Annotated in this window: 5 protein-coding genes; 2 read left to right on the forward strand and 3 right to left on the reverse strand. The window is 44.6% G+C overall.

The window, feature by feature from the left end:
* Positions 1 to 237: 237 nt before the first annotated feature.
* The 3 genes from WCK19_RS18360 to WCK19_RS18370 form a co-directional block, all read right to left on the reverse strand.
* Entirely contained in the window at positions 238 to 1,209 is a 972-nt protein-coding gene (locus tag WCK19_RS18360; RefSeq protein ID WP_342398858.1) for a carbohydrate kinase, read from the reverse strand.
* A 49-nt stretch (positions 1,210 to 1,258) separates the two neighbouring features.
* The gene (locus WCK19_RS18365) at positions 1,259 to 1,882 is read right to left on the reverse strand and encodes a GNAT family N-acetyltransferase (protein WP_342398859.1); all 624 of its coding nucleotides are present in this window, start codon (positions 1,880 to 1,882) and stop codon (positions 1,259 to 1,261) included.
* A gap of 368 nt (positions 1,883 to 2,250) precedes the next feature.
* Complete coding sequence (locus tag WCK19_RS18370; RefSeq protein ID WP_342398860.1) at positions 2,251 to 2,604, reverse strand: hypothetical protein; 354 nt, start codon at positions 2,602 to 2,604, stop codon at positions 2,251 to 2,253.
* Positions 2,605 to 2,661: 57 nt separating this feature from the next.
* On the opposite strand from WCK19_RS18370, the gene WCK19_RS18375 reads away from it, so the two are divergent.
* Positions 2,662 to 2,829: a hypothetical protein gene (locus WCK19_RS18375; protein ID WP_342398861.1), complete on the forward strand. Its 168-nt coding sequence runs from the start codon at positions 2,662 to 2,664 to the stop codon at positions 2,827 to 2,829.
* The gene (locus WCK19_RS18380; RefSeq protein WP_342398862.1) at positions 2,826 to 3,269 is read left to right on the forward strand and encodes a transposase; all 444 of its coding nucleotides are present in this window, start codon (positions 2,826 to 2,828) and stop codon (positions 3,267 to 3,269) included. Before WCK19_RS18375 ends, WCK19_RS18380 begins: the two co-directional genes overlap by 4 nt.
* Positions 3,270 to 3,282 lie beyond the last annotated feature (13 nt).

Raw genomic sequence — 3,282 nt, forward strand, 5'->3', positions numbered from 1 at the left:
AACCCCTTTGAGAATCGTTTTATAGAGGACAATTTCTTTCTTGCAACAGCCCTGTATAAGTTGCAGGGTTGTTGCAAGAAACGTATAGCATACCCAATTGTCAAGACCCAGTTTTAGGTGTAATAAGGTGAGATGCTCCTTTCTGAAAAGTGCTTTAACATAATTTTAATTAATCCCGCCAAAAATTGACGCGCACCTAGCCCCCTCTTTTTTGAGATACTACGTAAAAACGGTGGCTTACTTTGCGGTATGCGACTCCAGAAATTGCTCAACTTCCTGATGGGTAGGCATTGCCGGAATGCCGCCCGAACGCCCCACTACAATTGAGCCTACTGCTGCCGCATACCGACAAGCTTTTTCAAGCAGCCTTGCATCCCCAAAGTTAAAATTGCCGCGCCACAGTTGATCTAACATTCCAGCCAGAAATCCGTCTCCCGTTCCCACTGTATCAACCACTTCGGCAACAAAAGCAGGGACATAGCCTTGCGCGGTTTTGGTTTGGTAATAGCAGCCATCTTTATCCAGCGTTACTATTACCAGCTTGAATTGCTCTCGCCACAACTTTTTACACCCTGCCGCTAAATCGGTTTCGCCCGTTATGAATGTTAGTTCGGCGCGATTCAGCTTAACGATGTTGGCGTAAGCAAGCGGTTGGTTTACCGCTTTCCGAGCGGTAGCTTCATCTGCCCAGACCGATAAGCGCAGATTTATATCGTAGGAGAGCAGTACCCCCGCTTTGGCAGCCACATCAAGGGCGTGGTAAGTGGCGCTGGAGGAGGGTTCGGTTGCCAGCAAAAGCGAACCGAATTGTAAAACCTTTGCGTTACTCAGATATGAGAGGTCAATATCGGAGGGTTCGAGCAGGGTATCGGCGGAAGGGTTGCGATAAAAGAGATATTCAGCATCGTTTTGTTCGTTCCAAGTGACGAAGGCAAGGCATGTATTAGCCCGCTTTTCGTAAAGCAAGAAAGAAACATCCACCCCGTTTTTAGCCAGCAAATTTTTCAGATGTTGCCCGAAGAAATCTGCCCCAACTTTGCCGATAAAGCCCACTGGACTACCCAATCGTGCCAACCCTACCGCTACATTGGCTGGTGCGCCACCTGCTGCTATCCGCAATTCGCCCTTTTCAATGATGCTCGTTCCCAATTCGGGAGGAACCATATCAATTAGAGCTTCACCCAAGCATAAGATTTCGGGCTTACCCATTATTTATCTCCTATTTCCAAACCAATCCTACAAGCGTTTGGAGTTATCGCTATGCGTCTGCCACCATAAACCAAACATCTGGACCACCTTTTGGCACAATTCCTTTACCAGCAAGACGAAAGCCTAATTTCTGGTAAATTGCAACGTTGGTTTCTTTCATTGTTTCAAGATAACAGGCGTACCCTTCACTTTTGGCTTTATCGAGCATTGGTTGAAGAAGTGCGCGAGCAAGCCCACGCCCATGTAGGGTGGGTTCAATTCCGAGGATTTGCAAGTACCAGTGAGGCTCAGGTGCAAACCTGTGGCGCATCTCCTGTGTATAGATTTCCATTGTGATGAAACGGCGTATTTCGCTCGGCTTAAGGTGGAATACACTCTTTATGCCTTGATAGAGTAATCCTGATTTTAGCGACTCGGCTAGGGCTAATTTTTTCGGATGAGGGCTAAACCAAATTGCCACTCCTTGTAAATCTGGTGTAGTCAAAGTTGTACCGCATACCATACCGTAAAGCAAACTCAGTTTGAAAAAAGGCGCTAAACGGCTTACCCGACTTGCTTCATTTGGCGCTGCGTATGCCATTGCAGGGTCATTGGAAAAGGCTCTTGCAAGCAGCGCCGCCGCTGTATCAATCTGAGTTAATTGCAAAGGCACAGGCTTATGTGATTTTAGCACGTAAATATAACTCCTGATAATGTCTGAATAGAGGCACTTATTGGGTTTGACCGATGAAGTAGTAGAGGCACTTTTGGGATTGTAGCTATGGAAATGAAAAGCCGTTGGTTTGGTTTAGAAAGCTTGTTGGTGAAGAATTCCACGAAATTGTCAAAGCAATTCCAGCGTTTTACTATGGGTTTTGTCATGGGCTTACCCTCCAATGCTAATGGTTTGTTTGGTCGGTACCATTTTAGCGCTTTGGTAAGCCCTTGACGTTTTATTAGTTAAGCTACTTCTTCCCTTGCAAAATTTTGTGGGAATATTCTGCAATTCTTGAGTTATTATTAAGCTCTATTTATAGGGAGGTTTCGAGACAAAGGAAAAATTTAATCATCGCCCTCTTTCTCTTTTTCTTTCTCTCTACCGCCATTTCCATGCTCATCTGACTTTTTGTTGGTTGTTCCCGGAACTACGACATTGGAAGTATCAGTAGTAGGATTGACCAAAACTGTTTGTGTAGGATTAGCCCCTGTTTCACTTGCAACCCCGCCAGCGTCTGGAACTGCCACTGTTGAAGAAGGCGCAGTAGTTACAGCGTCTGGAACTGCCACCGTTGAAGAAGGCGCAGTAGTTACAGCGTTTGTACCGCTATTATTATTCAGAAGTGTTATACCAAAAAAGAAGGACACTACAAAAATGAATCCTATTAGTAAGCCCGGCACCAAGTTTTTTAACGACATTTAAATATTTCTCTCCTTCAAGTTTATAAGCTGTATTTGCTATGAATATAGTAACAAATGATTATTGGAATACTATTAGAAGTTTCTAATAATTGGATTAATATATCTGATGGGCGCGAGCATTATTTCGATAACAAAGCAAAGCTAGGTCATTTGTATAACTCCGAAAATGGTCTGGCTCAAGAAAACGCCAACGACCGATTAGCGCTAGGCAAAGCCTTGTGAGTGAGTGGTTGGTTTATTTCACCAATCTGAGTGGAGAAAAAGCCAGTTTGGAAGAAGTAGTGGTGTTGTACCGCTTACGTTGGCAAATTGAGCTTTTATTTAAGCTTTGGAAACAAGCGGGGGGTTTAGAGAAGTGGCGCAGTGGCAAACCCTATCGGATATTGTGTGAGGTGTATGCCAAGTTAATCGGCGTGATAGTGAGCCATTGGCTGAGTTTGCTAAGTGGTTGGGAAGAGGGGGAGCGCAGTCTGGTCAAAGCCAGCCAAGTAGTAAGGCAATATGGGCTAAGTATGGTTTTGCTTTTGCCGCAAACTTCTAATTTAGTAGATTTGTTTGAAGTGATTAGAGCGGTAATTAGGGATACTTGTCGGGTGAATAAGCGCCGAAAGTATCCTTCCGCCTACCAATGTTGTTTAGACCCTTCCCTTGTTGCTTCTTAGCTTGATGCCTATG

This window comes from Candidatus Chlorohelix sp. (assembly GCF_037138995.1).
Classification (GTDB): domain Bacteria; phylum Chloroflexota; class Chloroflexia; order Chloroheliales; family Chloroheliaceae; genus Chlorohelix.

Excerpts from the sequence above, each read along its gene's own strand:
- WCK19_RS18360 (WP_342398858.1), bottom strand. The coding sequence starts at position 1,209 with ATGGGTAAGCCCGAAATCTTATGCTTGGGTGAAGCTCTAATTGATATG.
- WCK19_RS18370 (WP_342398860.1), bottom strand. The coding sequence starts at position 2,604 with ATGTCGTTAAAAAACTTGGTGCCGGGCTTACTAATAGGATTCATTTTT.
- WCK19_RS18375 (WP_342398861.1), top strand. The coding sequence starts at position 2,662 with ATGATTATTGGAATACTATTAGAAGTTTCTAATAATTGGATTAATATA.